This is a genomic window from Staphylococcus sp. GDX8P54P (assembly GCF_017893165.1).
Taxonomy (GTDB): domain Bacteria; phylum Bacillota; class Bacilli; order Staphylococcales; family Staphylococcaceae; genus Staphylococcus; species Staphylococcus borealis.
The window spans coordinates 113,698-133,773 of the sequence record NZ_JAESMM010000010.1 but is presented as its reverse complement, the minus strand read 5'-3'; the positions used below and the strand labels follow the sequence as shown (position 1 = coordinate 133,773).

Here is a 20,076-nt window from a genome sequence, read left to right as displayed (position 1 = left end):
ATGCTCTTGCTTAATCAACTATTTAAATATAAAACGTGTGGAATAACATACTTTTTCCATCTTTTTAAATCCGTGTGTTCAAATTTTACGATATAGTACGCCATTTTATACACCGCTCTAAACATGAATTAATACTTTACCAAATTTACCACCAGTAATGACAGGTATCGTATCACCATATTGATCTTGTAAATAGCGTTTCACACTCGCCAGTTGTTGTTCATCTAGTTCCACTTCAACTTCTTTTAACCATTGAGGTAGTTGCTGCATAACATCATCTAGCGTTTTATCATTGTGTTGTGTATGTCGTTCGATTAACGTCTCATACGTGAAATCATTGACATATAATAACTGCAATAAGTAATACATATCTGCTGTCATAGCTTGACTTGTTTCCCCTAGAAATGCCACAACTTCATCAACAATTGAATTCTCTTTAGGACCAGCAATTAAACTAACATAGACATATTTCTGAGCGATATCAATAGCTTTATTAACCGCTTCCCACGTCGTCACTGCCGGACACATAGATGCAAATACTAAATCATGATGTCCTAATTCTTCCTTTCGAGCATCTTCAAACGATTGATGAATGGTTTCTAGCGTTACACCATAATAGTGGGCATTTTCCTGTAACATCTCATGTAATATAGGTGATGGCTCTAACGCTGTAACGGTTGCGCCTTCTTTAGCGAATGGCACACTAAAGACACCAGAGGCTGCACCGACATCTAATATACTCAAATTGCTAAATGCACCTGTTTGTCTTTCAATCCAATCCATAATACGTTTCGTTCGTTGTTGGCTTTCTTGAGTAAATGACTGCTTATTAAAATGTTGTGCCCACTTTTCAAAGCCAGGTGCAGATGGATCTCCTAAACCTGCACGTTTCATTCTTTTATCTTGTGTATTAGGGTCGTCTTCCCACGCTTTCTCCCAATATTGATTACTAAATATATCTTTCTGCATAAAGAAACTCCCTTGTCTGATAGTTATAGTCTCATCTTACCCTCTCACATATAATCAATAAACTGATTCGCTTTATATTAAAAAAGCTCTCAATCACTCTATAGTATAAAGACAACACGCTAGAGTAATTGAAAGCTTATTATTATTCTATTCTCAATAATACATCTTAAATGTTATAATGTTTCTCCGTTTGATTCGATTACTTTACGATACCAATCAAACGAGTCTTTCTTCGTACGTTCTAATGAACCATGACCTTCATTATCACGATCGACGTGAATTAAGCCGTAGCGTTTTTTCATTTCACCAGTTGTAAATGAAACAATATCAATAATACCCCATGGTGTATAACTCATTAAGTCTACACCATCTTTATCTACTGCATCGATAGCAGCCTTAATATGTTCACGTAAATATTCAATTCGATAATCATCATGGATCTGTCCATTTTCATCAAATTCATCTACAGCGCCAAAGCCATTTTCAACAATAAATAATGGAATTTGGTAACGGTTATATAGGGCATTTAATGTGTAACGTAAACCGACTGGGTCAATCGCCCAACCCCAATCACTCTTCTTAATATAAGGATTATCAACTGAGTTTGGTAAACCACCATTAACAACATTATCTTCTACACTTGATTCATTATCATGTTTTACAACTGTAGACATATAATAACTGAATCCAATGTAATCCACCGTACCCTCACGTAAAATAACGTCATCACCCTTTTGCCAACCAATGTCGAAGCCTTCACGTTCAAACATCTTCGTCGCATAACCTGGGTAATAACCACGAACATGTACATCTGGGAAGAAGAAACGCATACGACTTGCCACTTCTGCTTCCATAATATCTTCTGGATTACAGCTATAAGGATAAATTGGCACGTGTGAAATCATCGCCCCGATTTCAAAGTCAGGATTGATTGCTTTACCAATTTTAACCGCTTTGGCACTCGCGATTAATTCATTATGCGCTACTTGATACAATACTTCCTCTTTATTGTCGTCATCTGATAATGAAACACCAGAATTCGTCCATAAGAAGATTGGGTTATTGATGTCCATTTGGTTGTTTATTTCGTTAAATGTCATCCAATATTTCACTTTATCTTTGTAACGTTTAAATACCGTTTCCGCAAAATACGCAAAGAAGTCTGCCACTTTACGATTTCTGAAACCACCATATTCACGCGCTAAATGTAATGGCATTTCAAAATGTGAAAGTGTAATCACAGGTTGAATGTTATATTTCAATAATTCATCAAATAAGTCATCATAGAATTGTAAACCTTCTTCATTCGGCTCAACTTCGTCCCCTTGTGGGAATATTCTTGTCCATGCAATTGACGTTCTTAAGCACTTCAAACCCATCTCACTAAACATTTTCACATCGTCTTTATAACGATTATAGAAGTCAATACCTACATGATTGGGATAGTATTTGCCTGGCTCTACATCTTGTGTGATTTCACGTGCTTTACCGTGTGCGCCAGCTGTCATCACATCAATCACACTTAATCCTTTACCACCTTGATCATAACCACCTTCGAATTGATTGGCCGCTAATGCGCCACCCCATAAAAAATCATTTGGTAATTTAGACATATTTAAAACTCCTTTTCCAAATTGTTATTCATACGTTTTTATTTCTTAACAACTGTCATATTTTTTATTAGAATGCAAACCCTTTCACAACTTATTATAATTATACCGGTACAATTTGTAAATGATTTATTCTGAATTATACCGGTACAATTTACAAATCGGTATTAAAATTTGCTATACTATATTTGAATTTCAAATAAAGGGAGTAAAATGATGTTAAAGTACGAACGAATTGCACAAGAAATTACAAATGCTATTTCAAATAACGAGTATAAAGTTGGCGATAAACTTCCTAGTGTAGAACAATTAAAATCTCAATATCAAGTAAGTAAAAGTACCATCATTAAAGCATTAGGCATGCTACAAAAAGATGGCATGATTTACCAAACACAAGGTAGTGGTATTTATGTCCGAAACAAAAACAAATCAGGTTATATTAACTTGTTAAAAACAAAAGGGTTCTCAGACAATCTACAAGGCCATCAAGTCACAAGTAAAGTCTTAACTTTTAAATCTATCACGCCAAATGATGAAGTGAGAGAACATTTACGCTTAACTGACGAAGATACTAACGTTTATTATGTCGAACGGATTCGCTATTTGGACCACAACCCGCTATGTATTGAAACTTCCTACTTCAATCAATCATTAGTAACGCACCTTGACCTTGCCAGTGCAGAGCGTTCAATATTCGACTACCTTCAGTCTCAGCTTAAGATCAATATTGGTTTCTCGGATATCTATTTTTATATCGACTTTCTCTCTGAACAGGAAGCACAGCATTTAAATCTCAATCAAAATGATCCATGTATGCGTCATGATTTGACCTTTTATACCACTAAAGGCACACCTTTCGATTATTCAAATATTGTCTATCATTACAAATATGCCAACTTTTTTATTCCTATAGAAAGCTAAAAAAAGCGTCTCCTGAGATTCAAAATCTCAGGAGACGCTTTAATTAACTTCTATTTATTTCGCGTCTTCGTAATAACCTAATTCAAGGTCTTTAGACGTTTGACGACGTATTTTTCTCATTAACTCAACATCTTCGATTAATGATTTACCATATGAAGGAATCATTTTTGAAATTTTAGCATTCCATTCACCGATGTGTTCTGGGAAGTTCTTTTCAAGTACTTCTAAAGCTACAGATACTGATGTTGATGCCCCTGGTGATTCACCAAGTAAAGCAATTACTGAATGGTCTTCAGAGTTAACCACTTCTGTACCGAATTGGATAAATCCTTTACCTTCTTTTTCAGTATCTTTAATAACTTGAACACGTTTACCTGCTGTGTATAATTCCCAATCTTCATCACGTGCTTCAGGGTAGAATGTACGTAAGTGGTTCATACAACCTTCTTTAGTCATGATGATTTGATCAAATGAATATTTAATCAATGGTAAGTTTTTAACTGCAGCAGCTAACATTGTTGTAATGTTATATGGTTTGATAGATTTGAATAAATCTAAGTTTGAGCCATTTTTAAGGAACTTAGGTCCAACATTAGCAAATGGTCCAAATAATAACGTACGTTTACCTTCGATGTAACGTGCATCAAGGTGAGGTACTGTCATAGGTGGTGTACCTGGTGGTTCTTTACCATATACTTTCGCATCGTGTGCTTCAATCACTTGTGGATTTGTACATGCTAAGAATTGACCAGTAATTGGGAATCCACCTAAATGTTTACTTTCAGGGATACCTGTTTTTTGTAGTAATGGAATTGCTGCACCACCGGCACCAATAAATACATAGTCAGTAACTTCTTCAAATACGTTACCAGATTTAAGGTCTTTAATTTTAACTTGCCATTTACCATTAGATAAACGTTCAAAATCAAGCACTTGATGACTATATTTAACTTCAACATGCTCGTCTAATTCTAAGTGACGTGCCATTTTACGAGTTAATTCACCGAAGTTTACGTCAGTACCTTCGTCGATTTTACTAGCAGCCATTTTGCCGTCATCAACGCGACCTTGCATCATTAATGGAATCCATTTTCTCATTACTTCAATGTCTTCAGTATATTCAATGTTATCGAACATTGGAGATTGTTTCATTGCTTCGTAACGTTTTTTCAAGAATTCTTTATTATTAACGCCTCTAACAAAACTAATGTGTGGAAGAGGATTAATAAATTCTCTAGGATTCTCAATATGTCCTGATTTCACTAAGTGACCCCAGAATTGTTTTGAGATTTCAAATTCTTCGTTGATTTCTTTTGCTTTTTCAATGTCAATTGAACCATCTGGTTGTTGAACTGTATAGTTCAATTCACAAAGTGCAGCGTGACCAGTACCAGCATTGTGGCGTTCATTAGAACTTTCAAGACCTGGTCGATCCATACGTTCGTAAAGCTTGATATTCCAATTAGGCTCAAGCTCATTTAACATAGAACCAAATGTTGTACTTAAGACACCAGCACCAATTAAAATGACATCTTTTGATTCTGCCATGGTTGTACACCTCTCCAATTTTATTAGTTAACAACTAAAAAGCTATTACTTACTACTCTTTCTCCCTAACCATCAAGTAATATCTTTTTATATTAAGATTGTTAAGCCTTTCATTTCTATGTTAAAACAAATATGGTAAATTGTAAATTGGAGAAACTTAATTAAAAATATTTTTTTATACAAAATCGAATGAATACACACTAAGTGTTTTTTCTCATCATTAAGCAACTCAAACGATGAGAGGAGGGGAGCGGAACAGAAACAAATTTCGGAAAATTTTATTTCTGTCCTGCTCCCCTTAATTTCCATCATTCTAACTAGACTGATAAATTGAGTTGGCCTTATGATTGCATTTTAGGTTGTAAGAACTTTTCAATATAAAATGCTGACTCTTCAATTGATTTATATTCTGTATTAATGACAGTCGCATTCAATTTCTTAAAGACTTCTTCAGCATAAATCAGTTCTTTCTTGATGCGCTCTAAGTTATTGTAACGAGATTCACTAGACAAGCCTAGTGTCTCAGCACGATTCTTTCGAATATTGGCGATATATTGTGGACTTGCAGTCAAGCCAAACACTTTTAGCCCCTTTTGCTTATACACGTTATCAGGTATTTCAATTTCTGGCACCAATGGTATATTAGCGATTTTGTAGCCTTTATTAGCTAAATACATACTTAATGGCGTCTTAGAAGTTCTTGATACACCTACAATGAGTGCATCCGCTTCGCCAATATCAGTAAAATGCTTGCCATCATCATATTTAACTGAGTATTCAATGGCTTCAATCCGTTTGAAGTATTCATCATTTAATTTACGTAAAGCGCCACTTTCCATTAACGGATGGCTATGTGCCGTCTTTTCAATAATTCCAATTAAATCAGACATATAGTCAACGTAAGGAATATCATGCTCTCGTGCAAATTCATGACCCAGTGCATTAAATGATTCACTCACTAATGTTGTTGCAACAATCGCATGCTGTTCACGCGCCAAATTTAAAATATTTAAGAATTCCTCTTCATCCTTAATATATGGGAATTTCTTAATTTCTACATTATGCAAATTTGGAAACTGCGTTAATGTGGCATGAATCATTCTTTGCGCTGTCTCACCAATGGAATCTGATACAATAAATAACTTTAACATTTGTTCGTTTGAATTCTTTTCTTTCACGTTATTGCTCGCTTTCCTCCGCTTGACTCTGAGCTGTTGCTAAAATTGCACCTGGAACTCGGAATGGTGAGCATGACACGTAGTCTATCGCTAGCTGATTGAAGCGACGAATAGACTTAGCATCTCCGCCTAATTCACCACAAACACCGATTTTAATGTTAGGATTCACTTTCTTAGCTTGTTCAACTGCAATTTCAATCAATTTTCCGACACCATCTCTATCTAACGTTTGGAATGGGTCAAGCTTCAATATATTACTTTCAGTATACACATTTATAAATTTACCTGCATCATCTCTAGAGAAACCATATGTCAATTGTGTTAAATCGTTTGTACCAAAGCTAAAGAAATCACAATGTTGCGCTAACGTATCTGCAATTAGACATGCACGCGGTGTTTCAATCATCGTACCGATTAAATATGGTACGCTGTCCCCTTGTTCTTTCTCTAGTTTATGAATCGTCTCAACAAGTTTGTCTTTAAGTGTAGTAAATTCTTCTACAGTTGAGACGAGCGGAATCATGATTTCAGGTTTACATGTTATACCCTCTTTTTTAAGTTTTAATACGCTTCCCATAATGGCTTCAACTTGCATTTCATATAATTCAGGATACGTGATTGCAAGTCTACAACCACGATGTCCTAACATCGGGTTCACTTCATGTAAGTCAACAATACGTTTATTTAACACGTCTTTAGGAATATTTAATTGTTGTGCTACATGTTCGACATCTTCATCTGAATTAGGTAAAAATTCATGTAATGGTGGATCTAGAAGACGCACAATCGTCGGACGTTCACCCGATAGTCTAAAGATGGCTTCAAAATCTTCTACTTGGTACTTTCGAATATTGTTTAACTCTTCAACACGTTGTTCATAGGATGAAGATAATATGAAGCGACGCATTTCAACTAAACGCTCTGCTCCGAAGAACATATGCTCAGTTCTAACTAAACCAATACCTTTCGAACCGAACTCATAACCCGCTTTAATATCTTGCGGTGTTTCTGCATTCATGCGCACATTTAGTCGTGCAATATCTTCGGACCATGACATAAATTGATTGAATTCTTCACTATGCTCAGCACTAACTGTTTTGATTTCACCAATATAGATATCCCCTTTTGAACCATCTACAGAGATGGTATCGCCTTCGTGAAGTTCTCCGCCTTCGTAATACACCGTTTTAGCCATTGTATTAATTTCCAAATCTGAACATCCTGTCACACAACATTTACCCATACCACGTGCAACGACAGCCGCATGAGATGTCATACCACCATGTGTCGTCACAATTGCTTCACTTGCAATCATACCTTCAATATCTTCTGGAGATGTTTCAGGACGCATTAAGATGACTTTATGTCCTGATGCTGCTTGCACTTTCGCATCCTCAGCTGAAAATACAATTTGTCCTGTCGCTGCACCTGGACTCGCAGGTAAACCAATTTTTGAAATCTCAGTAGCTTCTTTTAACGCTTTGTCATCAAAATTAGGATGTAATAATTGATCTATTGATTTCACATCAACATTTAACATTGCTTCTTCTTTCTTAATCACACCTTCAGCGACTAAATCTACTGCAATTTTAATCGCTGCACGTGCCGTACGTTTACCATTACGCGTTTGTAATAAATAAAGTTTGCCATTTTCAATTGTAAATTCGATGTCTTGCATATCTTTATAATGTTGTTCCAATTGCTTTGTTACATCTACAAATTCTTGATGTACATCAGGCATTTGGTCATGGAGTGTCGAAATAGCTTTAGGTGTACGAATACCGGCTACAACATCCTCACCTTGCGCATTTAATAAGTACTCACCAAACAATTTATTTTCGCCGCTAACCGGGTTACGTGTAAAGGCAACACCTGTACCACTATTGTCCCCACTATTACCGAAGACCATTTCTTGAATATTCACAGCTGTACCAATGTCATGAGGAATATCATTTAAATCACGGTATATACGCGCACGATCATTATCCCAAGACTTAAAGACTGCTTCGATTGCTTCTTCTAATTGTTTTAAAGGTTCTTGCGGGAATGGTTTATACACTTCCTCGACATAAATCTCTTTAAATCGTTCACAAATCTCTTGTAAACCTTCAGCTGTAATGGCAGCATCATTCTCAAAATTATGACGTGCTTTGTAATCCTCAAAGTATGTATCAAATGATTGCAGTGGCACGTTGTACACCACTTCACCAAACATTTGAAGTAAACGACGATAACAATCATATGCAAAGCGTGCATCGCCTGTTTTATCAGCTAATTTTTTAACATTATCATCATTTAATCCTAAGTTCAGAATGGTATCCATCATACCAGGCATCGAAATTTTAGCTCCACTACGCACAGACACAAGTAATAAATTGGCATCAGATGAGAAACGTTTACCAGTTCTCTCTGAAAATGCAGCAAGATGATCAATTAATTGTGTTTTCACTTCTGTTGATAATGATTTGCCTTGACGTAAATACTCAATACAAGCAGCAGTCGTAATCGTAAAGCCATCAGGTACAGGTAAACCTAATCGTTTCATTTCAGAAAGGTTGGCACCTTTACCACCGAGCAAATCCTTCATCGATTTTTGTCCTTCATCAAAAGCATAAATATATTTAGTCATTATAATGTCACCTCAATTAATTATTATGTCATACTAATTAATATTGAGTATGTCATATAATCTATATAAATACAATTAAAAACATCATATTTATGTTAAAGGTTTATAAAAAAGACACAATTAAAGCGTTACATAGACATTCGAACACGTACCATTATGTCTATTTCACACGTTTTAATTGTGTCATACTATTTATATAGTTATGGATTATTGGATATCGTTTTGAAAATAATGTGTTACAAATGCCTTAAATGATGCCGCTACTTCTGTAAAATAATGAGCTTTTTTATATGCCAAACCAATCATGCGGTAACAACGTGCATTATCAATGGGTATCGCTATAATTTGCTCATCAAGTCCTCTTAAAGCTTGCTTAGGCGTAAATGAAACGCCAATATTCATCGCGACTAATTTTAAAATTGCACTCGAATCTTCAACTTCGATTTGATAATTTGGAACAATCCCTTCTTGTTCTAAGATGTAATCTATCCTATCCCGAAAACCATAACCTTCTATTTGACCGATTAATCGTTCGTCTTTAATCTGTTGTAAATTAATAGTGTCATATTGAGCGAACGGATGATCTTTACTAATTGTTAAATAAATGTCATCTTGAATGATAGGTTCCCAAATCACATCTTTATGTTCAATTTTAGATGACGATATTACAAAATCCACGTCATTATTTAATATTAATTGTGTAGCGCGTTCAGACACAGCTTGATACTGTTTCAACTTGATATTCGGATGTAGTGCCACATAGCTTTGAATGAGCGATGGCATTACATGTGGAAAGGTAATGGCAAACGAAACTTGACCACTTTCAACACCGATTAATTCTTTAATGATACGTTCACCTTCATTAAGCTCCCTAACTGCACTATTCACATAATTCAGCATTAATTCACCATAACGATTTAAATAGATTTGTCGTCCTTTTCGATCAAATAATGCTACCCCTAATTCATCCTCAATTGAAGCTATCGCTTTACTTAAGGCCGGTTGTGAAATATTTAATTGCTTAGCCGCTTCAGTCATATTATTCATTTTAGCCACAACTTTAAAATATTTCAGTTTAGTCATTTCCATATCTTACACCTCTTTTCATAACTTAAAGTTATAAAAATATAATTATTATGAATTATACATTATTTATTGCGGGTGCTACCATTAAATCGTAATGGCAATTATTTCAGCTTTGAAAAAGGGGGATCATTATGAGATTAGAAAATAAAGTTGCTTTAATTACTGGTTCTGGTGGTGGCATGGGCTTTGAAACAGCTAAACGTTTCGCCGAAGAAGGTGCAACAGTCATTATTTCAGACCTTAAGGAAGACATCGTTAATCAAGCCGTCGACACATTATCTAAAACGACAGATCAACATGTATATGGTTATGTTCTAGATGTTTCTAAAGAAGCGAGTGTCGAAGCAACCTTTAAACACATTAAACAGGACATTGGTAAATTAGATATTCTTATTAATTGCGCTGGTATTACTGGTGCAGATAAAACGACGGACCAACTCACAGAGGAAGAATGGGATCAAGTATTTGCTGTTGATGTAAAAGGCGTATTCTTCTGTACAAAACATGCGGTGCCTTTATTACGTGACAATGGTGGCGGTTCTATCGTCAACTTCTCATCTATTTTAGGATTAGTTGGTACTGATGAATTAACACCTTATGCAGCAGCAAAAGGTGCAGTAACAAACATGACACGTCAAGATGCCATCAGCTTCGGTAAAGATCATATTCGTGTTAACTCTGTACATCCAGGTACAATTTTAACACCTTTAGTGAAGAAATTAGGAGCTGAAACAGAAGGTGGCTTAGACGCTTATACTGCCAAAATGTCTGAACGTCATCCAATTGGCTATTTAGGTGAACCTATAGATGTCGCAAATGCTGTATTATTCTTAGCAAGTGACGAAGCACGCTTTATTACAGGCGCAGCATTAACGGTCGATGGTGGTTATACAGCGAGATAATCATTGCGACCTATAACGCAAAATGTAGACACCCCATTAAATGATCTAATCATTTGATGAGGTGTCTTTTCATTCATTAAATATTCTATTATTTAAAGCCGTTTGCTTTATTATATTTCTCACGCTCTGCATCGCGTAATTCAACACGACGGATTTTACCTGAATTTGTTTTAGGTAGTGACGTTACAAATTCAATTGCACGTGGATATTTATACGGTGCAACTTCATTCTTCGCAAAGGTTTGCAATTCTTTAATTAGTTCATCATTGCCTTGATAGTTATCTTGTAAAATAACGAAAGCTTTAACGATATTACCTCGAATTTCATGAGGACTCGCAACAACAGCACACTCTTTTACTGCTGGGTGATTAGTTAAAGCATCTTCAACTTCAAATGGTCCAATTGTGTAACCTGAACTAATGATAATATCATCTCGGCGACCTTCAAACCAGAAATAGCCATCTTCATCAATATGTGCTAAATCCCCAGTAATATAATAGTCACCTGCTTGAGCTGCTTTTGTACGTTCTTCATCTTTATAATAGCCTTTAAATAAACCTGGGAAATCAAGCGGTAATGCAATATTACCTTTAACATTTGTTTCCACCTGTTGGCCTTCATCATCAACAATCGTAACACGACTGCCCGGAATTTCTTTCCCCATAGACCCTGGTCGTGATGTAGTGTCTTTCAAGAAACCAATCAATAATGTACTTTCAGTTTGACCATAACCATCACGAACTGTTAAATCAAAGTTATTGCGGAATTGTTCTACCACTTCACGGTTTAATGGTTCTCCTGCTGATACTGCACTATGTAAGTGGTCTAAATTATAATCTTGTAAATGATCCAATTTCGCCATCATACGATATTCTGTTGGCGTACAACATAAGACGTTAATTTTAAAATCTTGTAATAATTCAAGATAACGTGAAGGGTTGAATTTACCGTTATAAACAAATGCTGTAGCACCTGATCCCATAATGGATAAGAATGGACTCCAAACCCATTTTTGCCAACCTGGCGCAGCAGTTGCCCACACTAAGTCATCTTCTCTAATGCATAACCAGTGTTCTGGCGCCATTTTCATATGTGCATAGCCCCAACCATGAGAATGTGTAACAGCTTTAGGATTACCTGTTGTTCCAGACGTATACGATAGAATTGCTAGATCGTCTCTTGATGTACGCGTTATATCAAGTACATCACTTTGAGATGCTTTTTCGTCTTCGATGCTTGTCCAACCCGCTTCATGTCCATCAACAATAAATTTTGTTAATGTGTCATACTCTTTAATACCTTTAAATTCTTCGATGAAATCTGATTTGGCAATCACGGCTTTAATTTCACCATGTGTAATACGGTATTGTAAGTCTTTTGTTCTTAACATTTCCGAACTAGGTATAATCGCGATACCTAATTTTAGAGCAGCAAGATAAAGTTCATATGTCATGATTGCGCGAGGCATCATAATTAATACTTTATCGCCTTTTTGAAGTCCATGATTTAATAATACATGTCCCACTTTATTTGCATTTTTGATTAGTTCTGAATATGTCACTGTAATTGGTTCGTCTACCCCATTTTCATAAATGAGGGCTTTCTTAGATGTATTAGAAGCATGTTTCTCAATTTCAGAAACAATATTGTAAGTCTCTGGTGCCAATAAACTTGAATTATCCATTACTATACTCCCTTTCAGTTCGACCTTATTTATTATCTTATCAAACGCTTTAGCCCGATGAAATCAAAAGCCTTTATGTAAACGTTTTAATCCTACGTTGTAAAAAGAAAAAGATTAAGCACAGATGCCGAAAAATAACGACAAATGGCTTAATCTTTACATCTATATTAAAAAATATTGCTCAAATTTAATTTTGATTCTAAACCTGCTAACTCAATTCGCACGTTATATGATAAATCACGATTTACAATGTCACGATCAACACCTTTGTCAGTGCCTCTATGTTTATGCGTTTGACTATATTCATTGGAATTTTGCCAATCATAAAATGCCTGACGTTCTTCCCATAAAGTTAAAATAATATAGTGTCGTCCTGCTACTTGCGGACGTAAAAATCTTAAAGCTTTAAATCCTGGTACATTTTGTAAATATTTAGGACGTTCTAAGAATTTCTTCTCAAATGCATCCTCCATACCTTCATTGACGTACAAATGATTTAAAACACAAAAAGAATCATTAGATAAATCATCAATTACCTCTAATACATCGTATTGATGTTCATCGTTATTTTTCTTTATTGAGATAATGTTGTCGCCCTTTTCTTCTACTACATATGTTTTATAACTGTCTTTTAAAATCATGATTCTTATCCTTCATTTCTAAACTAGCATTGAGCTACGATTTAATTTGTATATCTATATTCATTCGGTCATTATAATTGGCTTTGTTCATAAAGCGAGATAGATCGCTTCACGATTTCTAAAAATTCATGGTCCAATGTTGCAATTGTCGTAAAATAACTAAGTATATTATCAGAGATACGCTCATACTTAGGAAAATGTTGATCTTGACTAATCCAATGTGCAAGTTCTCCCAAAGGGGTTTGGTCACCAATAAATCCTTGCATAAACTCGTAAAAACTCATTATCTCACCCCAGTGTTTAGATATACGCTTATACTATCATGATACGTAGTATTACACTAGTACTGAAAAGCCAACACTTTTTGAAGTTTTGTTGGCTAAAGTGAAATAAAATTGGATTTATTTAGAAGTCAAATAATCTAACACAACTGCACCTACAGCTTCTGCTGCGACTAACATACTTTTCTCATCAATATTAAATTTAGGGTGATGATGAGGGTACACTTTACCATCTTGTGGCGCAGCACCTGAGTAAATAAATGTACTTGGTAAGGTTTTAGCATAAAATGCAAAATCTTCTGATGGGGGTTGTGCTTCACATTCTTCTACCCCTTTTACGTCATCTAAATCAGCATTTTTAATTGTTTCTGCTACATAATTCGTAAATTCAGGGTCATTATAGAGTGCAGGGTAATCTTTACTGAACTCAAAGTCACATTTAACACCGAATGTGGCTTCAAGACCTTCAACCATGCGTTGTAATTCTTCAGCAATGCGATCACGTGTAGCATCTGTTAGCGCACGAACGTCACCTTCAAGTTCAATTTTATCTTTAATCACATTAAATTGACCTTTACCATCAAATGAACCAATCGTTACAACGCCTGTTTCAAATGGGTTGAGTCGACGTGAAACAATCGTTTGCGCAGTTGTAACAAAGTTTGCACCAGCAACAATCGCATCATTGGCAGTGTGTGGTGATGAGCCATGACCTCCTTCACCTTGAATCGTTAATTTAAAGTATGAACGACCTGTTTGCACATTTTCAGGGCGGTAGAACACTTTACCAGGTTCCATATTAGTCATCACATGTGTACCAAGTACATGATCGACACCATCTAACACGCCATCTTCAATCATACCTTTGGCGCCACCTGGAGGCATTTCTTCAGCAGGTTGATGGATCACAATCACTTTACCATTTAATTGATCTTTCATTTCAATTAATGTTTCGGCCAAGATTAACATGTACGCTGTATGCGCATCATGTCCACATGCATGCATGACACCGTCATTTTTAGACGCAAATGATAAGCCTGTATCTTCTTGAATTGGTAAAGCATCAAAATCTGCTCGAATCGCAATCGTTTTTCCTGGTTTGCCGCTATCGATTGTCACTTTTACACCATTCTGGCCAACATTCGTTTCTACTTCACAATCTTTATCTTTATAAAATTCTGCGATATATTTCGGTGTTTCTGATTCTTGGAATGATAATTCTGGATGCTCATGTAAGTGTCTACGTATTTCAATCATCTTTTCCTCTTTATCTTGTAGACGTTTTACTAAATCTTTCGTCATTCTATCCACTCCTTTTTTCTCATTATATGCTTTTCTCTATTTTCAATGTTGCGCTACGGTTTCTTATAACTTAAATCATTTTTGATTTCACATCTCTGTATGGTCTTCTCTTCCCGAAAAAAAGAAGCATATGCAAATTCCAAAGAATTCTTGCATACGCTTCTATTTCATTAAATATCACTCTATGATTTAGATTGTTGTTTAGGAACACCTATGAGTATGACAATAAATGAAATGATTGCCATTAAAATGTTCAACCACAATCCTAACATGGCACCAAAATTAATATTAACCATGGTTGCACCTATACCATATATCGTACCTGATAATGCGATACCAAACGCACCACCAAGTGAAGATGCCATTTTATAAATACCTGATGCTACACCCACTTTATCTTCAGGAGAATTTGAAATGGCAGTGTCTGTTGAAGGTGTCGCATAGAAACCAAGGCCTAAACCGTATAATAAATAACCAATAACACAAACGACTACATACATTTGTGAAGATAGGAATGTAAATGAGATTAACAATATACCTACCATATTGAGTGCAGTACCTAGTAACATAGGTTTTCTTGCACCAACTTTTTGAAGGATTTTTTCACCAACACGAATCATCAATAATACTGTAATAAGATACGTAATTGAAAGTAATCCTGTATGGAATGTTGAAAAACCTAAACCTTGTTGTACAAATGTGTTCGCAACGATTAACGTACCAGCAACACCATTAAGCATAAAGTTAGAAATTGTAGCACTTGTATACGCTTTATTATTAAATAATTTAAAATCAATTAATGGATGATGCATTTTCATTTCTACACGTACAAAGATAATCGTTGAAATAATAAATACTGCAATTAACGCTAAAATGATTGGCGAGAATAACCCTAATTTAGCACTTTGTGTAATCACCACATTAATACTTAACATCATAATGACAAACAATGTTAAACCTAAAAAGTCGAATCTTGTATTTGTTGTTTGATTCGATTTTGTTTCAGGTGTTCCTTTAATTAGAAGAATCGCTACAATCGCTACAATGATAGAAATAATATAAATCCAACGCCAACCAATTGCCGTTTCAATCATACCGCCAAATAGAGAAGCGAACCCTGAACCACCCCATGAACCAATCGACCAGAAACTTAACGCACGTTGTCGATCTGAACCTTGATAATACGTTTTAATAATCGCTAAAGTAGAAGGCATAATCGCCGCCGCTGATAACCCTTGAATGATACGTCCAAGAATTAACATTGAAGTAAATGGTGTCGCTATAATTAATAATGACCCAATAATACTCAATACTAAGCCAATATATGTCATTTTTACTCGGCCTAATTTATCAGCGAAACTACCCGCACCAACGACAAACATCCCGCTAAATAATGCCGTAATACTTATCGCAATACTCGTTGTACCAATACTGCTTGAAAATGAATGTTGTATGGTTGGTACTAAGTTAAGTAGTGATTGCGCAAATAACCAAAATGTAATTACTCCAAGTACAATACCTAATAAAAGTTTATTATTTCCAGTGAATTGTTGTTGTCTCATTTCCATAATGCTCTCTCCTTAACTTAAGTAGTCTAACACGACTGTCCCTACTGCCTCTGCAGCTACTAACATTGATGACTCATCAATTGTAAATTTTGGGTGGTGATGTGGATAAATTTTACCATCTTTTGGTGCAGCACCTGAATAAATAAATGTACTTGGTAATGTTGCTGCATAGAAAGCGAAGTCTTCTGATGGTGGTTGAGGTTCACAAACTTCAATACCATTGATATCATCTGCATCCGCGTCTTGAATTGTTCGTGCAACATATTGTGTAAATTCAGGGTCGTTATATAATGCTGGATAATCTTTTTTAAATTCGAAATCACACGTTACGCCAAATGTTGCTTCAAGACCTTCAACTAAGCGTCTTAATTCTTTTTCAATTGTGTCACGTGTGTCATCAGTTAACGCTCTAACATCACCTTCAAGTTCTACTGCATCTTTAATCACGTTAAATTGACCTTTGCCGTCAAATGAACCGATTGTAATCACGCCTGTTTCAAATGGGCTTAATCGTCGAGATACAATAGTTTGTACTTCCGTAACAAATTGAGCACCTGCTACAATCGCATCATTAGCCATATGTGGTGAAGAGCCATGACCACCTGAACCTTGTACGTTTAATTTGAAGTAGGCACGTCCAGTTTGAACAAATCCTTCTCTATAGAAGACTTTACCGGCTTCCATCGTACTCATCACATGCGCACCTAACACGTGATCCACACCATCAAGTACGCCATCTTTAATCATGCCTTGTGCGCCACCTGGAGGCATTTCTTCTGCTGGTTGATGAATAATAATAACTTTACCTTTAAATTGATCTTTCATTTCTATTAACGTTTCACCTAGAATTAGCATGTAAGCTGTGTGCGCATCATGACCACAAGCGTGCATCACGCCTTCATTTTTTGATGCGAATGGTAAACCTGTAGCTTCTTTAATTGGTAAAGCATCAAAATCTGCTCGAATCGCAATCGTTTTACCAGGTTTGCCACTATCTATCGTCACTTTAACACCATTAGGCCCTACATTCGTTTCTACTTCACAATCTTTATCTTTGTAGAAATCCGCTATATATTTTGGTGTTTCTTCTTCTTTGAATGATAACTCAGGATGTTCATGTAAATATCTTCTTATTTCAATCATACGTGCTTCTTTTTCTTGTAAAGTGTTAATTAATTGTTTATTCATAATTCATCTCTCCTCACCTATAATTGTATCGTTTATCTCTCAATTTAATAGTTAATTTATGTCCTCTTAGACACCAAATTGTTTGATTTTTTAATTTAAAAAGGAGAATGACAAAAATTAATGATACATTTTTGTCATTCTCCTAATTATACGTATTTATTTATTTCTATGATATGGATGGAGTTCGTCATTACTTTTAAATGATACGTTAGTGTTTGCGCTACTTCTACTTCTGAAATATCTAATCTAGGGTATGAAATACGGTTCACGTAATCAATCGTTTCTTGGTCCATACCATACGTTGTATTATGTTGTTGCCATACACGATATAACGCGCCATTCTCTTTATCTAACGTATAGTGTTTAACTTTATATAGACCACTTTGAAGGTCTTTAATTTCAAGTTTAAAGTTCCGTTTCTCCATTACATTAGGCTGTTCTGAAATTGTGTAATATGGATTATAATGATCTGCATCCCACACAACGATTTGAAGATGCGTATCATCCCCCACAACCATACATTCCTCATTGCGGAATCTCACATGAGATTGCAACATTCTAAAGAAATTACTTGTAAAGAATGCAGGTCGCTTGCCATCAAATTGATGATATAAATCAATTCCCATTAGACGATGTTCATTCATGACACCGTACTTTTGATGTAATTCGTAGTTTAACCAATAGCCTACTGTACACACTTTCTCATTGATATCTAATAACTGTTTAAATATAATACCTGCTCTAAAATACTCGCCATTTGTCAAATTAGAATTGCCGGTTAAAGTATTCCAATTCAGCAACATAAGTGGAATGGCTTTATGATTGGCTGGAAGCCATTCGAGTAAGGCTTCTACTGTCTCGTTAATATGATTTTTCGCATATTGATACTGTATATCTTCAGACACTTCTAAATTAACGACGTCATTCTGATTGGCTTCAATCGCTAACATATGCACCTTTTCAGCGTGATCTTTAAATAATTGTTTCAAATTATTCTTATTATCACTGACGTCTTGGTCATGCACAATAAATTTCACGTTAGAAATATAATGTTTAAATACATCATATAATTGTACATATTGTTTCAACGCAATGGCATCTATAATCACTGATAGTTGCATGCTACTACTGCGTGTGGTCATATTTATAAAATGTTTAAGAATCTCTATCCAATGTGCACAATACGATTGAAATGCTGAAGCGCTACGTGGCGGTCTCAGACGAATACTCAAATGTATTTGATGATTCATTAGGAATAATAAACATTCATCTAACGTCATATATTGATGGCTATGCGGAATAATTTCATCTGATGCGACAACATGCTCTCTCCAAGCGTTATCGTTAACTAAATCTTGTACAAGAACCGTATCTAATCCAATTCTATCTTTCACTTCTAATAACTGTTCTCTATAGCGATGTACCCGCAAATTAACAATACTCCCTATTTGAACGATATGGTTATATTTATTTAAGTGCCCAAGACTGTCATCTAACTGGATGTCAATATCCTTTTGAGGTTCTGCTGATTGAATGACGACATCCATTTGATTATTCACAAACGACGATAAATATTGAATATACCGTCTGATACTTTGCTTATTCATTGGTTTGTTATCCGATTGGTGGCTATCTTCAACATGATATTGCTTACGATAGTCACTTGGTGTCATGTGATACCATAATTTAAAGTTTTTAGCTAAAGATGTCGAATTGGAGAATCCATTTCCCAAAGCAACATCGGTAATTGAAATATCAGTGTATTTTAAATCATGTTCAGCATTTCTCGTTCTAACTTTATTAAGATAACTATTAAACGACGTTCCTAATTTCTTTGTAAATAAACGTGACGTATATGAACTAGATAAATTGATATAGTCTGCTAAATCATCTAAACCGATATGTTCCATGTAATGTTGATTAATAAATTCTGAGGCAAGACTAGCAAAAACGTCATCTTTATTTTGCTCATGTATCATTTCTTGTCTTGACTGATACGGAATAAATTTCACTAGCATCTCGATTAATTGAATCATCATTTGATCCATATGCAGTTGATGAAACTTTCCTTTTCTTAAATAGGTAATGCCTATTTTAGCCAATAACGTTTTAATGTCATTATGTATTTTCTGAGATACCTCTTCAAAGTGAAAATAAATATTCTTATCTTCAATATAATGAGAGAAATACTTATTTGACAGTCGGAGTGACATATAGCTAACATCTGTATCATCTAGAATCAAAAAATTTTGATAGCTATTAATTAAAATTAAATCGCCAACGTGATATTGTCTATTTTGATTCTCACTTTGACAAGTAACATTGCCTTTTAATATTAAGTTCAATGATAAGTAATCAGAAGCGACATCTTCTTTTTTCGTGTCGAACGTGATTTCATAATTTGTATTCAAGAGGTCTTCATCCACCCTTCTAAACCACTTCTTCTTAACTATCATATCAAAATTCAATAGCTATGAAGATTGAAAACATGAGATGCGATACCGAACGGATTAAATAAGGTATTAAAAAGCAAATTGGGAGCGGAACAGAATTCATTTTGAATTCATCG

General features: G+C 35.2%; 15 protein-coding genes. 2 read left to right on the top strand and 13 right to left on the bottom strand.

Annotated features, from left to right (window positions below):
• Window positions 1-117: 117 nt before the first annotated feature.
• Window positions 118-969 (bottom strand): class I SAM-dependent methyltransferase, encoded by an 852-nt coding sequence (locus KA909_RS04750; RefSeq protein ID WP_193838905.1) that lies wholly within the window; start codon window positions 967-969, stop codon window positions 118-120.
• Window positions 970-1,142: 173 nt separating this feature from the next.
• Window positions 1,143-2,582, bottom strand: coding sequence for a 6-phospho-beta-glucosidase (locus KA909_RS04745; protein WP_193838904.1), 1,440 nt, complete (start codon window positions 2,580-2,582; stop codon window positions 1,143-1,145).
• A 213-nt stretch (window positions 2,583-2,795) separates the two neighbouring features.
• Between KA909_RS04745 and KA909_RS04740 the strand changes: the two genes are divergently transcribed.
• Window positions 2,796-3,500, top strand: a complete 705-nt coding sequence (locus KA909_RS04740; RefSeq protein WP_193838903.1) for a GntR family transcriptional regulator — start codon at window positions 2,796-2,798, stop codon at window positions 3,498-3,500.
• 54 nt (window positions 3,501-3,554) lie between these two features.
• On the opposite strand, the gene lqo is transcribed toward KA909_RS04740, so the two are convergent.
• The 4 genes from lqo to KA909_RS04720 form a co-directional block, all read right to left on the bottom strand.
• Window positions 3,555-5,048, bottom strand: a complete 1,494-nt coding sequence (lqo, locus tag KA909_RS04735) for an L-lactate dehydrogenase (quinone) (protein ID WP_070855240.1) — start codon at window positions 5,046-5,048, stop codon at window positions 3,555-3,557.
• A 341-nt stretch (window positions 5,049-5,389) separates the two neighbouring features.
• Window positions 5,390-6,226 (bottom strand): pyruvate, water dikinase regulatory protein, encoded by an 837-nt coding sequence (locus tag KA909_RS04730; protein WP_210130000.1) that lies wholly within the window; start codon window positions 6,224-6,226, stop codon window positions 5,390-5,392.
• Between the two features lies 1 nt (window position 6,227).
• On the bottom strand, window positions 6,228-8,855 hold the full coding sequence (gene ppdK / locus KA909_RS04725) for a pyruvate, phosphate dikinase (protein WP_210129999.1): 2,628 nt from the start codon (window positions 8,853-8,855) through the stop codon (window positions 6,228-6,230).
• Window positions 8,856-9,062: 207 nt separating this feature from the next.
• On the bottom strand, window positions 9,063-9,944 hold the full coding sequence (locus tag KA909_RS04720) for a LysR family transcriptional regulator (RefSeq protein WP_210129998.1): 882 nt from the start codon (window positions 9,942-9,944) through the stop codon (window positions 9,063-9,065).
• A 128-nt stretch (window positions 9,945-10,072) separates the two neighbouring features.
• Between KA909_RS04720 and KA909_RS04715 the strand changes: the two genes are divergently transcribed.
• Window positions 10,073-10,843: an SDR family NAD(P)-dependent oxidoreductase gene (locus KA909_RS04715; RefSeq protein ID WP_156304889.1), complete on the top strand. Its 771-nt coding sequence runs from the start codon at window positions 10,073-10,075 to the stop codon at window positions 10,841-10,843.
• A gap of 88 nt (window positions 10,844-10,931) precedes the next feature.
• Here KA909_RS04715 and mbcS read toward each other — a convergent pair whose 3' ends face one another.
• The 7 genes from mbcS to aryK form a co-directional block, all read right to left on the bottom strand.
• The gene (mbcS, locus tag KA909_RS04710; RefSeq protein WP_193838899.1) at window positions 10,932-12,527 is read right to left on the bottom strand and encodes an acyl-CoA synthetase MbcS; all 1,596 of its coding nucleotides are present in this window, start codon (window positions 12,525-12,527) and stop codon (window positions 10,932-10,934) included.
• Window positions 12,528-12,694: 167 nt separating this feature from the next.
• Window positions 12,695-13,168: an antibiotic biosynthesis monooxygenase family protein gene (locus KA909_RS04705; RefSeq protein ID WP_053028910.1), complete on the bottom strand. Its 474-nt coding sequence runs from the start codon at window positions 13,166-13,168 to the stop codon at window positions 12,695-12,697.
• Window positions 13,169-13,239: 71 nt separating this feature from the next.
• Window positions 13,240-13,452, bottom strand: a complete 213-nt coding sequence (locus tag KA909_RS04700; protein WP_053028911.1) for a sterile alpha motif-like domain-containing protein — start codon at window positions 13,450-13,452, stop codon at window positions 13,240-13,242.
• Between the two features lie 117 nt (window positions 13,453-13,569).
• The gene (locus KA909_RS04695; protein ID WP_053028912.1) at window positions 13,570-14,751 is read right to left on the bottom strand and encodes a M20 family metallopeptidase; all 1,182 of its coding nucleotides are present in this window, start codon (window positions 14,749-14,751) and stop codon (window positions 13,570-13,572) included.
• Window positions 14,752-14,933: 182 nt separating this feature from the next.
• Complete coding sequence (locus KA909_RS04690; protein WP_070855234.1) at window positions 14,934-16,319, bottom strand: MFS transporter; 1,386 nt, start codon at window positions 16,317-16,319, stop codon at window positions 14,934-14,936.
• 12 nt (window positions 16,320-16,331) lie between these two features.
• Window positions 16,332-17,507 (bottom strand): M20 family metallopeptidase, encoded by a 1,176-nt coding sequence (locus tag KA909_RS04685; protein WP_193838897.1) that lies wholly within the window; start codon window positions 17,505-17,507, stop codon window positions 16,332-16,334.
• A gap of 146 nt (window positions 17,508-17,653) precedes the next feature.
• Entirely contained in the window at window positions 17,654-19,918 is a 2,265-nt protein-coding gene (gene aryK, locus KA909_RS04680) for a transcriptional regulator AryK (RefSeq protein WP_210129997.1), read from the bottom strand.
• Window positions 19,919-20,076: the final 158 nt, after the last annotated feature.